Raw genomic sequence first — 20,205 nt, forward strand, 5'->3', positions numbered from 1 at the left:
CTAAACCGCCCTCAACATCACCCGAAACGCTACGCACGGTTGCACCCGGATGTCGAGTGGTGTTCCTGCCTTGAGGGTCAAATTTATGGGGTGCTGGAACGCGGGTTATTTTTTCTGTCACAAAATGCCTTTCGGGCCCATTCCTGCGGGGTTTCGAGCGGTTTTGTGATCCCTAGCAGACAACCCTGCAACTGTCGAGATATGGCGCCCGTTGTCCTTTGCGTATACTGCGCACATGTTTTCCCCAACGGCTTTGCGTCCGCGGTACGCCAAATGGCTGATCGCTACCGGACTCTTCCTGATGCTCAGTGGCTGTGTTGATAAACCCAACACACTCGAGCGCGTAAAGGAGGATGGCGTGCTGCGGGTGGTCACCCGAAACAGCCCCGCCACCTACTTTCAGGATCGCAGCGGTGAAACCGGCTTCGAATACGAGTTGGTGAAGCGCTTCGCCGACGATTTGGGGGTCGAGCTGAAGATCGAAACCGCCGACAACCTCGACGATCTGTTCAACCAGGTCGGCAAGCCGAACGGCCCGGTACTGGCGGCCGCCGGTCTGGTCAGCAGCGAACAGCGCAAGAAACAGGTGCGCTTCTCCCGCTCCTACCTCGAAGTCACCCCGCAGATCATCTATCGCAACGGCCAGTCACGCCCCACCGACGCCGGCGATCTGGTGGGCAAGAAGATCATGGTGCTCAAGGGCAGCACCCACGCCGAACAACTGGCGGAGCTGAAACAGAAATATCCTGGCATCCAGTACGAAGAATCCGACGCCGTTGAAGTGGTCGACCTGCTGCGCATGGTCGATGAAGGTCAGATCGACCTGACGCTGGTCGACTCCAACGAAGTGGCGATGAACCAGGTGTACTTCACCAACATCCGCGTGGCCTTCGACCTCGGCGACGCACGCAGCCAGAGCTGGGCCGTGGCGGCCGGCGAAGACAACAGCCTGCTCAACGAGATCAACAGTTATCTGGACAAGGTGCAGAAGAACGGCACCCTGCAACGTCTGAAAGACCGCTATTACGGCCACGTCGACGTCCTCGGCTACATGGGCGCCACCACCTTCGCCCAGCACTTGCAGCAGCGGCTGCCGAAATACGAACAGCACTTCAAGGCCTACGCCAAGAAAGAGAAAGTCGACTGGCGCCTGCTGGCGGCGATCGGTTATCAGGAATCGCTGTGGCAACCGGCCGTCACCTCGAAGACCGGCGTGCGCGGGCTGATGATGCTGACCCAGAACACCGCCCAGGCGATGGGCGTGTCCAACCGTCTCGATCCGAAGCAGAGCATCATGGGTGGCGCCAAGTACCTGGCCTACATGAAGGATCAGCTCGACGAGTCGATCCAGGAACCGGATCGCACCTGGTTTGCTCTTGCGGCCTACAACGTCGGCAGCGGTCATCTGGATGACGCGCGCAAACTGGCGGCCAAGGAAGGGTTGAACCCGGACAAGTGGCTGGATGTGAAAAAGATCCTGCCGCGCCTGTCGCAGAAGCAGTGGTACAGCAAGACCCGCTACGGCTACGCCCGGGGCGGCGAACCGGTGCATTTCGTGGCGAACATCCGTCGCTACTACGACATCCTCACCTGGGTGACCCAGCCGCAGCTTGAAGGCGATCAGGTGGCCGAGGGCAACCTGCATGTGCCGGGGATCGACAAGTCGAAACCCGCTCAAGAGCCCGCCCCGCTTTAACCCATCCCCAAAACAAACGTGGGAGCAAACTCGCTCCCACAGGATGTTGCGACTTAGTGTTTGGCAGCCGCCAGAATCAACGCCTTCATCTCCGACACCGCCGACTTGAAGCCGACGAACAACGCATGCGCCACCAGCGCGTGACCGATGTTCAGCTCGTTGATGCCCTTGATCGCGGCAACCGCCTCGACGTTGTGATAGTGCAGGCCATGGCCGGCATTGACGATCAGGCCCTGGGCCAGACCGAAGGCCACGCCGTCCGCCACACGCTTGAGTTCTTCAGCCACTTCGGTCGGCGTTTCGGCATCGGCGTAACGCCCGGTGTGCAGCTCGATGGCCGGTGCGCCGACGCGCTTCGACGCAGCGATCTGCCGCTCGTCCGCGTCGATGAACAGCGACACTTCGCTGCCGATCTTCGACAAACGCTCGACCGCCGCCCTGATCCGCTCTTCCTGGCCCGCCACATCCAGACCGCCTTCGGTGGTCAGCTCCTGACGGGTTTCCGGGACCAGGCAGATGTGCGCCGGACGAATGCGCTCGGCGAACGCCATCATTTCTTCGGTGACGCCCATTTCGAAGTTCATGCGGGTTTGCAGCACATCCTTGAGCAGCAGCACGTCGCGCTCCTGAATGTGCCGGCGGTCTTCGCGCAGGTGCACGGTGATACCGTCGGCGCCCGCCTCTTCCGCGTCCAGCGCAGCCTTGACCGGATCCGGATAGCGCGTGCCACGGGCCTGACGCAGGGTGGCGACGTGGTCGATGTTCACGCCAAGAAGAATGCGATTGCTGGTGGTCACGGATGCGCTCCTGAATGGAAAGATTCGGCGCACAGCATACACGGGGCTACGGTTTGCGAAACAGTTCGCGACTCACGAGAGGACGGCCGCCAAGGTGGACTGCAAGCGCCTGACGCATCAAGCGCTTGGCGGCGGATAATGCGCCGGGGGCCGACCAGTCGGCTTCGGCCATGGCCAGCAGTTCGGTGCCGTTGAACAGACCGGGTTGCAGCAGGTAGACCCGCTCGAGCCCGGCATCCACCTGCAAGCGGTAGAGACCGTCCGCAGCGATGGGCTCGTCGTTGATATCGGTGTTGAGGGAAAAACCGTAACCGAGGTCGTCGAGCAACCGCCATTCGAAAGAACGCAGCAACGGTTCCAGCGGCCGGCCTTCGGCCAATGCCAGCAAGGTCGCGGCATAGTGATCGAACACCGCTGGATGCGGGTCTTCGGCGGGTAACAGGCGGATCAGCAGTTCATTGAGATACAGGCCGCTGAACAGCGCCTCGCCGACCATCCAGGTCGCGTTGCCGACACTTTCCATGCGCCCGACATTCTTCAACTCACCCTTGCCGCGAAACTCGACTTCCAGCGGCACGAACGGCCGCGCCAGCGTCCCGGCCTTGCCCCGCGCACTGCGCAACACCGCCCGCAGCCGACCTTGCGGCGTGAGGAAGTCCACCAATGCGCTGGTTTCGCGGTAGGCGCGGGAATGGAGGACGTAGGCGGGTTGGGCGGGAGGTGGGGTTGAGGACATGGTGTCTCGCTGGAGGAATGCAGACTTGAGATCAACATAAACCAAATGTGGGAGCGGGCTTGCCCGCGATGGCGGATTCACATTCAACATCTCTGTCGAACATTACATCCTCATCGCGGGCAAGCCCGCTCCCACAGGGTTCTCTGCTGTGGCAGGAACCGAATTTCTTACAGGTCGCCGTAACCCAGCGAACGCAGCGCGCGCTCGTCGTCGGACCAGCCGCCCTTCACCTTGACCCACAGGTTGAGCATGATCTTGGAGTCGAACAGCAACTCCATGTCCTTGCGCGCCTCGGTGCCGATACGCTTGATGCGCTCGCCCTTGTCGCCAATGATGATTTTCTTCTGGCCGTCACGTTCGACGAGAATCAGCGCATGGATGTGCAGCGTCGCACCCTGCTGCTTGAACTCTTCGATTTCCACGGTGATCTGGTACGGCAGCTCGGCGCCGAGCTGGCGCATGATCTTCTCGCGCACCAGTTCGGCGGCGAGGAAGCGGCTGCTGCGGTCGGTGATCTGGTCTTCCGGGAAGAAGTGATCGTTCTCCGGCAAATGATCGGCGATGACCTTTTCCAGCGCGTCGAGGTTGTGCCCGTGTTGCGCCGAGATCGGAATGATCTGCGCATTCGGCAGCTGTTCCTGCAACCACGACAGGTGCGGCATCAGCTCGGCCTTGTCTTCGATGCGGTCGGTCTTGTTCAGCGCGACGATCAGCGGGCCGGTCACGTACTGCACGCGCTCCAGCACCATCTGGTCTTCTTCGGTCCACTTGGTGCGGTCGACCACGAAGATCACCACGTCGACGTCTTTCAACGCCGCCGAAGCGGTCTTGTTCATGTAGCGGTTCAGGGCTTTTTCGCCACCCTTGTGCATGCCGGGGGTGTCGACGTAGATCGCCTGCACGTCGCCCTCGGTCTTGATCCCGAGCATGTTGTGGCGAGTGGTCTGCGGCTTGCGCGAGGTGATCGCCAGCTTCTGGCCGAGGATGTGGTTCAGCAGCGTGGACTTGCCCACGTTGGGACGGCCGACGATGGCAACATAGCCACAGCGCGTTGCGTTTGTATCAGTCATTGCCATTCTCCACACCCAGGGCAATCAGTGCTGCGGCGGCCGCTACCTGTTCGGCAATACGACGGCTCACACCCTGACCCCGGCTTTTTTCATTCAATAGGACAACTTCGCACTCGACGAAGAAGGTACGGCAGTGCGGCTCACCCTGGATATCCACCACTTCATAACGCGGCAGTTCGCAGCCGCGCGATTGCAGGAATTCCTGCAGGCGGGTCTTCGGATCCTTGTTGGTGTCGACCAGCGTCAGGCCTTCGAACTCGCCGGCCAGCCAGGCCAGTACGCGCTCGCGGGCGACTTCCATGCCGGCGTCGAGGTAGATCGCACCGATCAGTGCTTCAAGGGCGTCGGCCAGAATCGACTCACGACGGAAACCGCCGCTCTTCAACTCACCGGAACCCAGACGCAGGTAATCGCCCAGATCGAAACCGCGGGCCAGTACCGCCAGCGTCTCACCTTTTACCAGCCGTGCGCGCAAACGCGACAACTGGCCTTCGCGAGCCAGCGGGAAACGGTCGAACAAGGCTTCGCCGGCAACAAAGTTGAGGATCGCATCGCCGAGGAATTCCAGACGCTCGTTGTTGCGTCCGGCAAAGCTGCGGTGCGTAAGGGCCAGGACCATCAGTTCCTGGTCCTTGAAGGTGTAACCGAGCTGACGCTCGAGACGGCTTAGAGAAACGCTCACGGTTTACCCACGCTGAGTTCGTGGCTGGATTCCACTGCCATCGCCGGGATACGGCGCAGGCCTGGGACAATTAACGCTGTGTTCAAAAATGACGTCCTGAATATCGTGGCTTCATGCCCCGGAGCCGGTTGTGCCGACGCCAGAAATGCATTCGGCGCTGTGGTCAACAGCGCCGTGTTTGTTTACTTGATAAGGCCGACCCGCGAGAAGTTCGGCAGGTGGCTGAGTTTCGGTTCCGGCCAGCTCATCCAGACCGCGAAGGCCTTGCCGACGATGTTCTGGTCGGGAACCATGCCCAGCAGATCCTTGGGAATGTTCGGATCATCCCAGTAGCGACTGTCGTTCGAGTTGTCGCGGTTGTCGCCCATCATGAAGTAGTGCCCGGCCGGCACGGTCCAGGTATGGTCCGGCGTGGCGCGGTAGCGGCTCATTTCCTTGCGGATCAGATGCTCGGCGACGCCGAGCTTTTCCTTGTAGAGTTCCGCGCTGCCCAGCGTGCCCGGCTCGGAGCCGACCAGTTGCTCGGCAATCGACTCGCCATTGACGAACAGACGCTTGTCGGCGGTGTACCGCACGGTGTCGCCCGGCAGGCCGACCACACGCTTGATGTAGTTGACGTTCGGGTCGCTCGGGTAGCGGAACACCATCACATCGCCGCGCTGCGGGTCACCGACTTCGATGATCTTCTTGTCGATCACCGGCAAACGGATCCCGTAGGAAAACTTGTTCACCAGAATGAAGTCGCCAACGTCCAGGGTTGGTTTCATCGAGCCGGACGGAATCTGGAACGGCTCCACCAGGAACGAACGCAGCACCAGCACGATGAACAGCACCGGGAAGAAGGACTTGCCGTACTCGACCAGCAGCGGTTCCTTGTTCAGCTTCTCGACCACCACCCCATCAGGCTGGCTGACGCTGCCCTGATAGGAGGCGATGGCGGCACGCCGACGCGGTGCCAGGATCAACAGATCGAGCAACGCCAACAGACCGCAGACGAACACGGCAATGACCAGCAACAGCGGGAAATTTAGTGACATAGGACCTGACTATTCCAACCTGAGCACGGCGAGGAAGGCTTCTTGTGGAATTTCCACGTTGCCGACCTGTTTCATGCGTTTCTTACCGGCCTTCTGCTTCTCAAGCAGTTTTTTCTTACGGCTGACGTCGCCGCCGTAGCACTTGGCCAATACGTTCTTTCTGAGTGCCTTGACGGTTGTCCGGGCGACGATCTGACCGCCAATGGCAGCCTGGATGGCCACGTCGAACATCTGACGAGGAATCAGTTCTTTCATCTTCTCGGTCAACTGGCGACCTTTGAAGTGCGAATTGTCACGGTGCACGATCAGCGCCAGAGCGTCGACCTTGTCGCCGTTGATCAGCACGTCCAGTTTCACCAGATTAGCCGATTGGTAGCGATCGAAATGGTAGTCCAGCGAAGCATAGCCGCGGCTGGTGGATTTCAGACGATCGAAGAAGTCCAGGACCACTTCGTTCATCGGCAGGTCGTAGGTCACTTGCACCTGATTGCCGAGGAACAGCATGTCGACCTGCACGCCGCGTTTCTCGATGCACAGGGTGATGACGTTGCCCAAGTGCTCCTGCGGTACCAAGATGTTGGCGCGCACGATCGGCTCGCGCATGTCTTCGATTGCAGACACGTCCGGCAGCTTCGACGGGTTGTCGACGTAAATCGTTTCACCCGTTTTCAGCACCAGTTCGAAGATTACCGTCGGCGCTGTGGTGATCAGGTCCAGGTCGTATTCGCGCTCCAGGCGCTCCTGGATGATTTCCATGTGCAGCATGCCGAGGAAGCCGCAACGGAAGCCGAAGCCCAGTGCGTCGGAGCTTTCCGGGGTGTATTGCAGCGACGAGTCGTTCAGGGTCAGCTTCTGCAGCGCTTCGCGGAAGTCCTCGAAGTCGTCGGAGCTGACCGGGAACAGACCGGCGTAAACCTGCGGCTGGATGCGTTTGAAACCTGGCAGCACCGGAACGTCCGGGGTGGAGCTCAGGGTCAGGGTGTCACCGACCGGCGCACCGTGAATGTCCTTGATGCTGGCAATGATGAAGCCCACTTCGCCGGCCTTCAGGTCAGCGGTGGCGGTGTGTTTCGGGTTGAACACACCGACGCTGTCGACCAGATGCACCTTGCCGGTGGACTTGACGAGGATCTTGTCGCCCTTCTTCACGCGGCCGTGACGCACACGCACCAGGGAGACAACGCCCAGGTAGTTGTCGAACCAGGAGTCGATGATCAACGCTTGCAGCGGATCTTCGATGTTGCCGGTCGGCGCAGGAATGGTAGCAACCAGACGCTCGAGCACTTCGTCGACACCCAGGCCGGTCTTGGCGCTGCAGGTGACGGCGTCGGTGGCGTCGATGCCGATGATCTTCTCGATTTCGTCCTTGACGCGATCAGGCTCGGCCTGTGGCAGGTCGATCTTGTTCAGGACCGGCATGACCTCAAGGCCCTGCTCGATGGCGGTGTAGCAGTTGGCCACGGACTGGGCCTCAACGCCCTGACCCGCATCGACCACCAGCAACGCACCTTCACAGGCCGCCAGGGAACGGCTGACTTCGTAGGTGAAGTCGACGTGGCCCGGGGTGTCAATGAAGTTCAGCTGGTAGGTGACGCCGTCTTTGGCCTTGTAATAGAGGGTAACGCTGTGGGCCTTGATGGTGATCCCGCGTTCGCGCTCCAGATCCATGGAATCCAGTACCTGGGCTTCCATTTCACGCTCGGCCAGGCCACCGCACATCTGGATGAAACGGTCAGCCAGCGTCGACTTGCCATGGTCAATGTGGGCGATGATGGAGAAATTGCGGATATGACTCAAATCACTCACGGATCAACACTCAAAAAGGCTGCAGGCTTGGCCCGCCGAAAAATAGCCGGGAATTGTACCTGATACACGGCGCAAGCGTCACGTTCGCCTGTCACCCGGATTGCATGCAAAAACGCCCCGATCTGTCGACCGAGGCGTTTTCAAGGCTAAAGCGTGGGTGAAACCTTGTTCATCAACCGGCTCGACGCAACAGCCAGACACCCGCCAGCGCACACACGCCAGCCGGCACCAGCACTGCGAATAGCGGCGAGAAACCGAACACCAGACTGGATGGACCCAGCAGATCCTGAACGATGCGGAAGGTGAAGCCCACCAGCACACCGGTGAATACGCGCTGACCGAGGGTCACCGAACGCAACGGACCGAAGATGAAGGAGATTGCCATCAGCACCAGCGCGGCGGTCACTAGCGGCTGCAACACCTTGACCCAAAATGCCAGCCAGTAACGGCCGTTGCTCAGACCCTGATCAGCCAGATAGTGGATATAACCCCACAGACCGGTGATCGACAGCGATTCCGGCGCCATCACCACGGTGCTCAGCAATTGCGGGCTCAGCGAGACATCCCAGCGTTCCACCGGCGTATTGACCACTTCAGTGCTGCGCTCGTGGAATTTGGTGGTGGTCACGTCGGTCAGTTGCCAGTGATCGGTGTCGAACTCGGCGCGCTTGGCGAAGCTCGAGCTCAGCAGATGACGCTCTTTGTCGAAGTGATAGCGGGTCACGCCATACAGGCGACCGTTGGGCTGCACGGAGTTGATGTGAATGAACTCCTCGCCCTGACGGTGCCACATGCCGTGCTTGGCGCTCTGCGCGTCGCCGCTGCCTTGCGCCAGCGAACGATTGGCCTGGGCCATGCTTTCAGTGGCCGGCGCCACGTACTCGCCGATCAGCACGCCGGCCAGCATCAGCACCAGCATCGGCTTCATCACCGCCCAGACGATACGCCCGATGGACACACCGGCAGCGCGCATCACGGTCAGCTCACTGCTGCTCGCCAGACTGCCGAGGCCGATCAGGCAGCCGATCAGCGCCGCCATCGGCAGCATGTCGTACATGCGGCGCGGTGCGGTCAGGAGCACGAAACTCAGGACATCGACCAGAGTGTAGGTGTCACTGACGTCGCCCATCTCGTCGATGAACGCAAACAAAGTGGCCAGGCCTAGAATGATCGCCAACACCGCGATGATCGCCATGAACACGCTGCTGCCGATGTAGCGGTCGAGTTTAACCACGGGCCACCTCCAGCGCTGCGCTGCGACGGCTGGCCAGCTTCAGGCGCAGAGGTTCCCAGTACAGCAGGCCGAGACCGATGACCAGGAAGATCGCGTGCACCCACCACAAGCCGAGCGCCGGTGGAATCTTGCCTTTCTCGAGGGCGCCGCGGGCGGCAATCAGGATGGTCAGGTAAGCCATATAAAGAAGAATCGCCGGCAGCAGCTTGAGGAAACGCCCCTGACGCGGATTGACCCGCGACAGCGGCACCGCCATCAGGGTCACGATGAACACCAGCAACGGCAGCGACAGGCGCCATTGCAGTTCGGTTTTCGAGCGGATGTCGTCGCTGCCCACCAGAGACGAGGTCGGCATGGCGTCACGGTCGGTGACTTCCTCGCTGACATCCGGCTTGGGCAGCAGCACGCCGTAGGTTTCGTAGTGGATGGCGCGGTAGTTGGCCTGACCCGGGCTGCCGTCGTAGCGGTAGCCGTTGTCGAGAATCAGGTAGCGGTTGCCGTCGGGACGCACTTCCTGACGGCCCTTTTCCGCCACCAGCACGGAAATCCCGCGATCTTTCTGGTTGGCGCCGAGGTTCTTCTGCGAGATGAATACGCTGCCGAGATTGACCCGGTCATCGCTCAGGGTTTCGGTGTAGGTCACCCGCGTACCGTCGCGCAGGGCCTGGAAGCGGCCGGGCTCGAGGGTGTCGAATTCGGTCAGGGCGTCCTGCTTGTTCAGCAGCAGCTGGAACTGATTGGCGCCTTGCGGGGCCAGGCTCAGGCTCAGCCACGCAACCACCAGTGCCACCAGGGTGGCCGGGAACAAGGTCATGCGAAACAGACGCTGCTGGCTCATGCCGGTGGCCGAGAGCACGGTCATCTCGCTTTCCAGGTACAACCGGCCGTACGCCAGCAGGATCCCGAGAAACAGGCCCAGCGGCAGGATCAGTTGCAGGAAACCCGGCAGACGGAAGCCCATGATCAGGAACAGCGATCCCGGATCGAGCTGGCCCGCGGCGGCCTGGGCAAGGTATTTGATGAAGCGACCGCTCATGATGATGACCAGCAGCACGGCGCTTACCGCACTCAGGGTCAACAGGACTTCGCGGGACAGATAACGGAAGACGATCAAACCAGACACTCCAGGGTTGTCAGGCTAAGGCGGCCAAACAAGCAAACGTATCGACGGGCCCGCAAGGCAGAGCCGTCGAAAAAAGATGCGGCATTATCCTGTGATTGAGGGCGCCTGTCACTGCGCACACTCACGCAAGCATGCAATCCGTTGAAGATCGTACAACCGAGGGTTGTCAGGCGCGGTGAGCGAGGTTCAAACTGCCGCCTCTGTCGCAGGCACTGGCCTGCGCCTCTTCTCTCTATAAGCAGGCGACGGCGGACACCGTCGAGCGCCTGCGTGTTGACCATTCATTCAGGGATCCGGACATGGAACTGGTTGTAAAAAGCGTTAGCCCAGAAACGTTGAAAACCGCCACCCTGGTGGTTGCCGTCGGCGAAGGCCGCAAACTCGGCGTCGCCGCCAAACAGGTCGACGAACTGAGCGGCGGCGCCATCAGCGCCGTGCTCAAGCGTGGCGACCTGGCCGGCAAGGTCGGCCAGAGCCTGTTGCTGCACAGCCTGCCGAATCTGAAAGCCGAACGCGTGCTGCTGGTCGGCGTGGGCAAGGATGAAGAACTGGGCGACCGTCCATTCCGCAAGATCGTCGCCGGCATCCTCAACACGCTTAAAGGCCTGGGCGGCAGCGATGCCGTGCTGGCGCTCGATGAAATCATCGTCAAGAACCGCGACAGCTACGGCAAGACCCGTCTGCTGGCCGAAACCCTGGTCGACGGCGAATACACCTTCGACCAGTTCAAGAGCCAGAAAGCCGAACCGCGCGCCCTGAAGAAAATCACTCTGCTGACCATCAAGGCCGCTCAGGCCGAAGTGCAACGCGCCGTGAACCACGCCACCGCGATTGCCAACGGCATGGCCTTCACCCGCAACCTGGGCAACCTGCCGCCGAACATCTGCCACCCGACTTTCCTCGGCGAACAGGCCAAGAACCTCGGCAAAGAGTTCAAGGATCTGAAAGTCGAAGTCCTCGACGAGAAGAAGATCAAGTCGCTGGGCATGGGTTCGTTCTACGCCGTCGGCCAGGGCAGCGCCCAACCGCCGCGCCTGATCGTCATGCAATACAACGGCGGCAAGAAATCCGAGAAGCCGTACGCACTGGTCGGCAAAGGCATCACCTTCGACACTGGCGGCATCAGCCTGAAACCGGGCGCCGGCATGGACGAGATGAAGTACGACATGGGTGGCGCCGCCAGCGTGTTCGGTACCCTGCGCGCCGTGCTGGAACTGAAACTGCCGATCAACCTGGTGTGCATCCTGGCCTGCGCCGAGAACATGCCAAGCGGCACCGCTTCGCGTCCGGGCGACATCGTCACCACCATGAGCGGCCAGACCGTGGAAATCCTCAACACCGACGCTGAAGGCCGTCTGGTGCTGTGCGACGCCCTGACCTACTCCGAGCGCTTCAAGCCGCAAGCGGTAATCGACATCGCCACCCTGACCGGTGCCTGCGTCGTTGCTCTGGGCGCCCACACTTCGGGCCTGCTGGGCAACAACGACGAACTGATCGAGCAACTGCTGAACGCCGGCAAGGCTGCCGACGACCGCGCCTGGCAACTGCCGCTGTTCGATGAGTACCAGGAGCAACTGGACAGCCCGTTCGCCGACATCGCCAACATCGGCGGTCCGAAGGCCGGCACCATCACCGCTGCCTGCTTCCTGTCGCGCTTCACCAAGAATCTGAACTGGGCGCACCTGGACATCGCGGGCACCGCCTGGACCAGCGGCGGCAAGGACAAGGGCGCCACTGGCCGTCCGGTTCCGCTGCTGACCCAATACCTGCTGGACCGCGCCAAAGCCTGAAACCGATGACTGCGAGCGGCGCCTCTCTTGGGGGGCGCTGCTTGCAGCTCAGGAACCGCAATGACCAAAGTCGACTTTTATATCCTGCCCAGCGCCGATCCTTCGGCTCGCCTGGACTTTGCCTGCAAGCTCACCGATAAAGCCTGGCGCATGGGCCATCGCATCTACCTGCATTGCAGCGATGCCGCCCAGCGTGATGATCTCGATGCGCGACTGTGGGCGTTCAAGGGCGAAACCTTCGTGCCTCACGGCCCGGCTGAAAGCGAACCGCAAGGACTGATCGTGTTGGGACTGGGCGATGACTGCGGCCAGCACGCGGATCTGCTGGTCAACCTCGACCTGAAAGTCCCGGTTTTCGCCAACCAATTCGCCCGGGTGGCGGAGGTGGTGGTGGAAGATCCGGCAATCCGCACTGCGGCGCGGGAGAGTTTCCGTTTCTACCGCGAACAGGGCTATCCTCTGCAAGACCACCGTTTACAGCGACTCTGAGTACGCCGATGGACACTCCAAAACCGCTGCAAAAACCCGCGCACCTGCTGGATGACCTCGAGTCGATCCGCCAGCTGCTCGGCGATGACAACCTGCAACCGCCACTGCTGACCGACACGGTCGATGATGGCGAACAGGAACAGATTCCGATGTTGTTCGACTCGGTCGACAACACACCGCTGGCCATCGAGGCTGCACCCGCGCCGACGCCAGAACCGCAACCTGCCGCTGCGTCAGTGAATAAAGGCCCCGACGCCCTGCTGCACCTGGACAGCGAGCTGCGCGCCGCCGCGCAACTGATCATGCAGGACGTGATCGACGACTTCGCCCCGCACATCGAAACCGAAATCAAACGTCGCCTCGAGGCGCGGATGGAACGGCTTCTCGGCCAGTACGAATAATCCCCTGTGGGAGCCGCCGCTCGGTCGCTCCCACTTTTAGATCTCCACCCGGCCCGCCCCGCTCGCCCTGCGCCCCATGCCCCGCTATACTTCCCGGCTTTTCCTGAATAAATGCCAATAGGGTCCCGCCGCGCATGGATAAGACCTACCAGCCGCACGCCATTGAAACTTCCTGGTACAACACCTGGGAGTCCGAGAACTACTTCGCCCCGCAAGGCGCGGGCGACTCCTACACCATCATGATCCCGCCGCCGAACGTCACCGGCAGCCTGCACATGGGTCATGGCTTCAACAACGCGATCATGGACGCCCTGATCCGTTTCCGCCGCATGCAGGGTCGCAACACCCTGTGGCAGCCGGGCACCGACCACGCCGGTATCGCCACGCAGATGCTGGTGGAGCGTCAGCTCGAAGCCCAGGGCCAGAACCGCCATGATCTGGGCCGCGAAAAATTCCTCGAGAAAGTCTGGGAGTGGAAGGATCAGTCCGGCGGCAACATCAGCCGTCAGATCCGTCGTCTCGGCTCGTCCGTGGACTGGAGCCGCGAGCGCTTCACCATGGACGACGGCCTCTCGGAAGCCGTTAAAGAAGCCTTCGTGCGCCTGCACGAAGACGGTCTGATCTATCGCGGCAAGCGTCTGGTCAACTGGGACACCAAGCTGCACACGGCGATTTCCGACCTCGAAGTGGAAAACCACGACGAGAAAGGTTTTCTGTGGAACCTGAAGTACCCGCTGGCCGACGGCGCGAAAACCGCTGAAGGCAACGATTTCCTGATCGTCGCGACCACCCGCCCGGAAACCATGCTCGGCGACTCCGCCGTCGCGGTGAACCCGAACGACGAGCGCTACAAAGCCCTGATCGGCAAGTTTGTCGAGCTGCCGCTGGTCGGCCGCCGCATCCCGATCATCGCCGACGATTACTGCGATCCTGAATTCGGCACCGGCTGCGTGAAAATCACCCCGGCCCACGACTTCAACGACTACGAAGTCGGCAAGCGCCACAACCTGCCGCTGCTGAACATCTTCGACAAGAACGCCAACGTGCTGCCTGCGGCTCAGGTGTTCAACCTCGACGGCACGCTGAACGACAGCATCGACGGCAAGATTCCGGCCGAATACGCCGGTCTCGAGCGTTTCGAAGCACGCAAGCAGATCGTGGCCGCGTTCGACGCCGCCGGCCTGCTGGTCAGCGTCGACGATCACAACCTGAAAGTGCCGAAAGGCGACCGCTCCGGCACCGTCATCGAGCCGTGGCTGACCGACCAGTGGTACGTGTCCACCAAACCGCTGGCCGAGCCTGCGATTGCTGCCGTTGAAGACGGCCGTATCCAGTTCGTGCCGAAGCAGTACGAAAACATGTACTTCTCGTGGATGCGCGACATCCAGGACTGGTGCATCAGCCGTCAGCTGTGGTGGGGCCACCGGATTCCGGCCTGGTACGACGAATCGGGCAAAGTCTACGTCGGTCGCGACGAAGCCGAAGTGCGCGCCAAGCACAACCTCGGCCCGGACGTTGCGCTGCAACAGGACAACGACGTTCTCGACACCTGGTTCAGTTCGGGCCTGTGGACCTTCTCCACCCTGGGCTGGCCGGAAAAGACCGAGTTCCTGAAGAAATTCCACTCCACCGACGTGCTGGTGACGGGCTTCGACATCATTTTCTTCTGGGTTGCCCGGATGATCATGCTGACCATGCACCTGATCAAGAACGAGGACGGCACCCCGCAGGTTCCGTTCAAGACCGTTTATGTGCACGGTCTGGTACGTGATGGTCAGGGCCAGAAGATGTCCAAGTCCAAGGGCAACGTCCTGGACCCGCTGGACATCATCGACGGTATCGAGCTCGAAACCCTGGTGCAGAAACGCACTTCCGGTCTGATGCAGCCGAAACTGGCGAAGAAGATCGAGAAGCAGACCCGCGACGAGTTCGCCGACGGCATCGCCAGCTACGGCACCGACGCCCTGCGCTTCACCTTCTGCTCGCTGGCGTCCACCGGTCGCGACATCAAGTTCGACATGGGCCGCGTCGAAGGCTATCGCAACTTCTGCAACAAGATCTGGAACGCCGCGCGTTATGTTCTGGACAAGGGCGAAGACTGCGGCCAGAACGGCGAAGCCTACGAGCTGTCGCTGGCGGACCGCTGGATCATCTCGCAACTGCAACGCACCGAAGCCGAAGTGACCCGCCAACTGGATCAGTTCCGTTTCGACCTGGCGGCGCAAGCGCTGTACGAGTTCATCTGGAACCAGTACTGCGACTGGTACCTGGAACTGTCCAAGCCCGTGCTGTGGGACGAAAACGCGCCGGTCGAGCGTCAGCGCGGCACCCGCCGCACGCTGGTTCGCGTACTGGAAGTGGCGCTGCGTCTGGCGCATCCGTTCATGCCGTTCATCACTGAAGAAATCTGGCAGCGCATCGCGCCGCTGGCCGGCATTCAGGGCAAGACGATCATGTTGCAAGCGTGGCCGATGGCCAACGAAGAGCGCATCGATCCGGCGGCCGAAGACGACATCGAATGGCTCAAGGGCCTGATGCTCGGCACGCGCAACATCCGTGGCGAAATGAACATCGGCCCGGGCAAACCGCTGCCGATCTACCTGAAAAACGTCACTGCTGAAGACCAGCGTCGCCTGACCGAGAACGAAGCGCTGCTGAAGAAGCTGGCGCGTCTGGAATCGATCACCGTACTGGCGGCCGGCGAAGAAGCGCCGCTGTCCGCGACCGCGCTGGTTGGCGAGATGGAAGTGCTGGTGCCGATGGCTGGCCTGATCGACAAGAACGCCGAGCTGGCGCGTCTGGACAAGGAAATCCTGCGTCTGCAGGGCGAAGTCCAGCGCGTTGGCGGCAAGCTGTCCAACGCCGGTTTCGTTGACAAGGCCCCGGCCGAAGTCATCGAGAAGGAACGCGCCAAACTGGCCGAAGCCGAACAAGCGCTGGCCAAGCTGGCCGAGCAGCACGCGCGGATTGCCAGCCTGTAACGGCAAATCGCACTGAAAAAGGGAGGCCATGCGGCCTCCCTTTTTTGTGCCCGGCACTTTTCCGGCCTACAACCCGGTTCCCTGTGGGACAATAGCCGCCACTTTCAGCCATACCCGAATCGACCACGCCCATGAACGCCCCCCGTACACCTCGCCCCGCGCGCAAGAAGCCTGACTCTGCCACCCCGGCCAAGCCCGTGGAGCCGCGTAAAGAGGCCAGCCTGCACCCGCGCAATCGCCATCAGGGTCGTTACGACTTCCCGGCGCTGATCAAGACTACGCCGGAGCTGGCGAAGTTCGTGATCACCAACCCGTACGGCAAGGAAAGCATCGACTTCGCCAGCCCCGACGCGGTGCGCGTGTTCAACCGGGCGTTGCTCAAGGCGTTCTATGGCATCCAGCATTGGGACATCCCGGCCGATTATCTGTGCCCGCCGGTGCCGGGTCGTGCCGACTACATCCACTTCCTGGCCGATCTGCTGGCCAGCAACAACGACGGCGTGGTTCCGCGCGGGGCCATCGTCAACGTGCTGGACATCGGCATGGGCGCCAACTGCGTGTATCCGCTGATCGGTAACAGCGAATACCGCTGGCACTTCCTCGGCTCGGAAATCGACCCGACGGCTGTAGCTGCCGCAACAGCCATCGTCCAGTCCAACGATCTGAACAAGGTCATCAAGCTGCGCCAGCAAGAGAACCGCAAGCACATCCTGATCGGCCTGTTGGAGCCCGGCGAGCGCTTTGACCTGACCATGTGCAACCCGCCGTTCCACGCCTCGATGGACGAAGCGACCAAAGGCAGCGAGCGCAAGTGGCGAGCCCTGGGCAAGGCCGATCCGAAACGCAAACTGCCGGTGCTGAACTTCGGTGGTCAGTCGGCCGAACTGTGGTGCGAAGGTGGCGAAGCGCGTTTCGTGACGCAACTGATCGCCGAAAGTGCCAACTTCCAGCACAAAGTGCTGTGGTTCAGCACCCTGGTCTCGAAAGCTTCGAACCTGCCTGCCATCGAAACGGCGCTGAAGAAGGCTGGCGTGCTGGAAAGCCAGGTGGTGGAGATGTCCCAGGGGCAGAAACAGAGCCGCTTCGTCGCATGGACCTTCCAGACCAAGTCGGAGCAACAGATCTGGCGCCGTGAGCGCTGGGTTCGCAAGTAATACGTTTCAACCGGGGCGGCGCTTGATCGCAAGCAGCCGCCACTACTGCTGAAACACAATCGGCAGGCACAAAAAAACCGTGCCCGGATCACTCCGGCGCACGGTTTTTTTATCGCTGCGTCTTACTTGTTCACAGCGTCGGTCAGGCCTTTGGCCACAACCAGCTTGATCACTTTCTTGGCAGGGATTTCGATGGCAGCGCCAGTCGATGGGTTACGGCCAGTGCGGGCAGGACGCTCGGTCACTTTCAGCTTGCCGATACCTGGCAAGGTGATTTCGCCGCCGTTTTCCAGCTGATCAGCAACGATTTGGCCCAGTTGGTCCAGAGCGTTACGCGCGGTGGTTTTCGGCGCGTCGATAGCTTCAGCGATGTCGGCGATCAGTTGGTCTTTAGTAAGAGCCATGTAGTGTTCCTTCCCTATCAAATTCATATGGATTGCAGAGTGCAGTGTCAGCCATCGAGCCCGATCTTCTGGATCTGGCACCCTCGGCGATAACCACGACGAGTCGGGGTTATAGATGCCGAAATCAAGGTTTGGTTCGACCTGACAAAAGCTGAATGCATGCTTGTCGCGGTGACTTCGCACAAGACCGGGCAAAACTAGCACAGAGACAAGGAAATATCCGCCTCTAGCTAGCCAAATGGTCAGGTTTATTGCGCTAAATCGGTAAATAAATGCATAAGGGCCGTCGGGTGACCCGGAATTGCCCTTCACCCCGCGCCAAATCCAGTGGTTGCGGTACACTGAGCGCTTTTTCGGGGGAGCCCGCCCTCCTCCCTTCCACCAGCCGAGAAGCCTATGCCGATCCGTCATTGCATCGTCCATTTGATCGACAAAAAACCCGACGGCACACCCGCAGTCCTGCACGCCCGTGACTCCGAACTGGCTGAGTCCGCAGCCATCGAGAACATGCTCGCCGATCTCAACGAGAGCTATAACGCCAAACAGGGCAAAGCCTGGGGTTTGTTCCATCCGGAGTCCGGTGCGTTCCCGTTCAGCGGCTGGCTGAAGGAGTACATGGAAGGCGGCAAGGACTTCACCGCGTTCAGCAAAGTGGCGGTCGAGCACCTGCAAAAGCTGATGGAAGAGTCGAACCTGTCGGTCGGCGGCCACGTGCTGTTCGCCCACTATCAGCAAGGCATGACCGATTACCTGGCCATCGCCCTGCTGCACCACAGCGAAGGCGTGGCGGTGACCGATCAGCTGGACGTGACCCCGTCGCGCCACCTCGACCTCGGTCAACTGCACCTGGCGGCGCGGATCAACGTTTCCGAGTGGCAGAACAACAAGCAGTCCAAGCAGTACATCTCGTTCATCAAGGGCAAGAACGGCAAGAAGGTCTCGGAGTACTTCCGCGACTTCATCGGCTGCCAGGAAGGGGTCGATGGCCCAGGCGAAACCCGCACCCTGCTCAAGGCCTTCAGCGACTTCGTCGAGAGCGAAGACCTCCCGGAAGACTCCGCCCGCGAAAAGACCAAGACCCTGGTCGACTACGCCAGCAGCCAGGCCAAGCTCGGCGAGCCAATGGGCCTGGAAGAACTCTCGGAGCTGATCGACGAAGAACGCCCGAAAGCCTTCTACGATCACATCCGCAACAAGGATTACGGCCTGTCGCCGGAGATCCCGGCGGATAAGCGCACGCTCAACCAGTTCCGCCGCTTCACCGGTCGCGCCGAAGGCCTGTCGATCAGCTTCGAAGCGCACCTGCTGGGCTCGAAGATCGAGTACGACGAAGAAGCCGGGACCCTGGTCATCAAAGGCCTGCCGACCTCGCTCACCGATCAGCTGAAGCGTCGCAACTGATGCTCGGCAATGTGCTGAAAAAGGTTCTGCTGGTTCTGCTGGTGGTCGTGGTCTATCAGAACTGGGGCAAGATCGAGCGGGTGTTCAACCCGTCCCAGATGGCTTCCGAGCAGGTCCGCGCCAACGCCAGGGTTGTGCTGTACGCCACGGACTGGTGCGGCTACTGCAAGCAGACCAAGCGCTTTCTCGATCAGAAAGGCATTCCGTTCAAGGAATTCGATATCGAGAAGGACGCCGAGGCACGCAAGGCGTACGAAGCGCTGGGCGGACGCGGGATCCCGCTGATCGACGTCAATGGCACGTTGATACGCGGGTTTGATCCGGACGAGATTCTCGCTGCACTGAAATGAACGAGGGAGCCAATCGGCTCCCTCAGTTGTTTCAGCGTTTCTCGATCCGGAAACCGAAACGCGGGAAGTGCACATGCACCAACCCGCCACGCTCGTCTTCACGGCGCAGGATCAGCTCCTCGCGACCGGCAAACACCAGCTCACCGGCCACCGGATCAACGCCGTAGTCTGTCGCTGCGATCAGCACCTGCTGACCGGCCACGAACCCGTTTGGATCAGTGAACACTTCGTCCGGCAACGCCGCGGGCTTAGAGCTGCGCGCGATCTCCAGTGCTTCCTCGGAGCTCATCTCGCTGGCCGCGCCATGGCCAAAACCGAGCACACGCCCCAGCCACGCCGAGACCGCCGGATAAGCATCCACCAAGGGCGCCGTCACGTGCGTGGCCTTGAGGAACCACAGCGGATGGGCCATGGCGAAGTCGGCAACCGACGGCTCGCCGAACAGGAAGTCACCGTCTTCACGCTGCAACTGCTGCTCCAGACGCGCCATGACAGTCGGCCAGTTGTGTTTGGCCTGCTCGGCTGACAGCTTGGTCGCGCTGCCACCACTGAACAGTCCGGCCCGATCGGCGAGGAAGGCCTTGATCGCTTCCGGCGGCAACTTGCCGAAACGCACCGCCACCGACTCGGGCTGGAACACCAGGCTCACCGCATGCTGGAACACCACCGAATCGGCCCAGGCGGCAAAACTGGCGGCAATCATTTCCTGACCTTCCGGGAAGAACGAAGGCTGAGCCTTTTCCTGCTCGAGGCGGCGGGCGATCAGCGCGGTGTCGCAATAGATGTCGGCGCCGATCTGCAGCACCGGAGTCTTGCGGTAGCCACCGGTCAGGGCGGTCAGGTCCGGTTTCGGCATCACCGGCGAGATGTGCACCGAGCGCCAGGACAAGCCCTTGAAACCCAACAGCAGCCGGGCCTTTTCGGCGAATGGAGAGGTCGGGTAATGATGCAGAATCAACTCGGACATGCTCGGCTCCGCCGCACAGAAAGTGAGCCAGCAGCTTAGCGCGCAATTCGTTCGCAGCCTACGGATCCGGCTGATGGGAACTGATCA

General features: G+C 61.1%; 18 protein-coding genes. 8 read left to right on the top strand and 10 right to left on the bottom strand.

Annotated elements, in window-relative coordinates:
• The first annotated feature begins 235 nt into the window (after window positions 1-235).
• A complete protein-coding gene (gene mltF, locus M5G18_RS09495) occupies window positions 236-1,696 on the top strand; it encodes a membrane-bound lytic murein transglycosylase MltF (RefSeq protein WP_011332593.1) in 1,461 nt (486 codons plus the stop codon).
• A gap of 53 nt (window positions 1,697-1,749) precedes the next feature.
• On the opposite strand, the gene pdxJ is transcribed toward mltF, so the two are convergent.
• The 8 genes from pdxJ to lptF form a co-directional block, all read right to left on the bottom strand.
• The gene (gene pdxJ, locus M5G18_RS09500; RefSeq protein ID WP_064382428.1) at window positions 1,750-2,493 is read right to left on the bottom strand and encodes a pyridoxine 5'-phosphate synthase; all 744 of its coding nucleotides are present in this window, start codon (window positions 2,491-2,493) and stop codon (window positions 1,750-1,752) included.
• 46 nt (window positions 2,494-2,539) lie between these two features.
• Window positions 2,540-3,229, bottom strand: coding sequence for a DNA repair protein RecO (gene recO / locus M5G18_RS09505; RefSeq protein WP_273900078.1), 690 nt, complete (start codon window positions 3,227-3,229; stop codon window positions 2,540-2,542).
• Between the two features lie 167 nt (window positions 3,230-3,396).
• Window positions 3,397-4,299: a GTPase Era gene (gene era / locus M5G18_RS09510; protein WP_039769512.1), complete on the bottom strand. Its 903-nt coding sequence runs from the start codon at window positions 4,297-4,299 to the stop codon at window positions 3,397-3,399.
• Window positions 4,292-4,981 carry a ribonuclease III gene (gene rnc / locus M5G18_RS09515; protein WP_011332589.1) on the bottom strand — a complete coding sequence of 230 codons (690 nt, stop codon included), beginning with the start codon at window positions 4,979-4,981 and terminating at the stop codon, window positions 4,292-4,294. The genes era and rnc overlap by 8 nt, the downstream gene beginning before the upstream one ends.
• 182 nt (window positions 4,982-5,163) lie before the next feature.
• Complete coding sequence (lepB, locus tag M5G18_RS09520; RefSeq protein WP_007957367.1) at window positions 5,164-6,018, bottom strand: signal peptidase I; 855 nt, start codon at window positions 6,016-6,018, stop codon at window positions 5,164-5,166.
• Between the two features lie 9 nt (window positions 6,019-6,027).
• Window positions 6,028-7,824, bottom strand: a complete 1,797-nt coding sequence (gene lepA / locus M5G18_RS09525; protein WP_085608162.1) for a translation elongation factor 4 — start codon at window positions 7,822-7,824, stop codon at window positions 6,028-6,030.
• Window positions 7,825-7,996: 172 nt separating this feature from the next.
• Window positions 7,997-9,058 (bottom strand): LPS export ABC transporter permease LptG, encoded by a 1,062-nt coding sequence (lptG, locus tag M5G18_RS09530; protein WP_007957365.1) that lies wholly within the window; start codon window positions 9,056-9,058, stop codon window positions 7,997-7,999.
• Window positions 9,051-10,172 (bottom strand): LPS export ABC transporter permease LptF, encoded by a 1,122-nt coding sequence (lptF, locus tag M5G18_RS09535; protein WP_007957364.1) that lies wholly within the window; start codon window positions 10,170-10,172, stop codon window positions 9,051-9,053. The genes lptG and lptF overlap by 8 nt, the downstream gene beginning before the upstream one ends.
• Before the next feature lie 308 nt (window positions 10,173-10,480).
• Between lptF and M5G18_RS09540 the strand changes: the two genes are divergently transcribed.
• From M5G18_RS09540 to rlmF, 5 genes are all read left to right on the top strand, one after another.
• Window positions 10,481-11,971: a leucyl aminopeptidase gene (locus M5G18_RS09540; protein ID WP_273900079.1), complete on the top strand. Its 1,491-nt coding sequence runs from the start codon at window positions 10,481-10,483 to the stop codon at window positions 11,969-11,971.
• A 60-nt stretch (window positions 11,972-12,031) separates the two neighbouring features.
• Entirely contained in the window at window positions 12,032-12,460 is a 429-nt protein-coding gene (locus tag M5G18_RS09545) for a DNA polymerase III subunit chi (RefSeq protein ID WP_273900080.1), read from the top strand.
• A gap of 8 nt (window positions 12,461-12,468) precedes the next feature.
• Window positions 12,469-12,861, top strand: coding sequence for a DNA polymerase III subunit chi (locus tag M5G18_RS09550; RefSeq protein WP_273900081.1), 393 nt, complete (start codon window positions 12,469-12,471; stop codon window positions 12,859-12,861).
• 134 nt (window positions 12,862-12,995) lie between these two features.
• Window positions 12,996-15,842, top strand: coding sequence for a valine--tRNA ligase (locus tag M5G18_RS09555; RefSeq protein ID WP_273900082.1), 2,847 nt, complete (start codon window positions 12,996-12,998; stop codon window positions 15,840-15,842).
• Between the two features lie 131 nt (window positions 15,843-15,973).
• Entirely contained in the window at window positions 15,974-16,996 is a 1,023-nt protein-coding gene (gene rlmF / locus M5G18_RS09560) for a 23S rRNA (adenine(1618)-N(6))-methyltransferase RlmF (RefSeq protein WP_273900083.1), read from the top strand.
• Between the two features lie 122 nt (window positions 16,997-17,118).
• Here the strand turns inward: rlmF and M5G18_RS09565 are convergent, their stop codons facing one another.
• Window positions 17,119-17,400, bottom strand: coding sequence for an HU family DNA-binding protein (locus M5G18_RS09565; protein WP_003221909.1), 282 nt, complete (start codon window positions 17,398-17,400; stop codon window positions 17,119-17,121).
• A 396-nt stretch (window positions 17,401-17,796) separates the two neighbouring features.
• Here M5G18_RS09565 and yejK point away from each other — a divergent pair, with 396 nt between their 5' ends.
• Both yejK and M5G18_RS09575 read left to right on the top strand, forming a co-directional pair.
• A complete protein-coding gene (gene yejK / locus M5G18_RS09570) occupies window positions 17,797-18,801 on the top strand; it encodes a nucleoid-associated protein YejK (protein WP_007957356.1) in 1,005 nt (334 codons plus the stop codon).
• Window positions 18,801-19,151 carry a glutaredoxin family protein gene (locus M5G18_RS09575; RefSeq protein WP_179692562.1) on the top strand — a complete coding sequence of 117 codons (351 nt, stop codon included), beginning with the start codon at window positions 18,801-18,803 and terminating at the stop codon, window positions 19,149-19,151. The genes yejK and M5G18_RS09575 overlap by 1 nt, the downstream gene beginning before the upstream one ends.
• A gap of 31 nt (window positions 19,152-19,182) precedes the next feature.
• Here the strand turns inward: M5G18_RS09575 and M5G18_RS09580 are convergent, their stop codons facing one another.
• Window positions 19,183-20,118, bottom strand: coding sequence for a glutathione S-transferase family protein (locus tag M5G18_RS09580; protein ID WP_273900084.1), 936 nt, complete (start codon window positions 20,116-20,118; stop codon window positions 19,183-19,185).
• Window positions 20,119-20,205: the final 87 nt, after the last annotated feature.

The sequence above is a fragment of the Pseudomonas aphyarum genome (genome assembly GCF_028657055.1).
Classification (GTDB): domain Bacteria; phylum Pseudomonadota; class Gammaproteobacteria; order Pseudomonadales; family Pseudomonadaceae; genus Aquipseudomonas; species Aquipseudomonas aphyarum.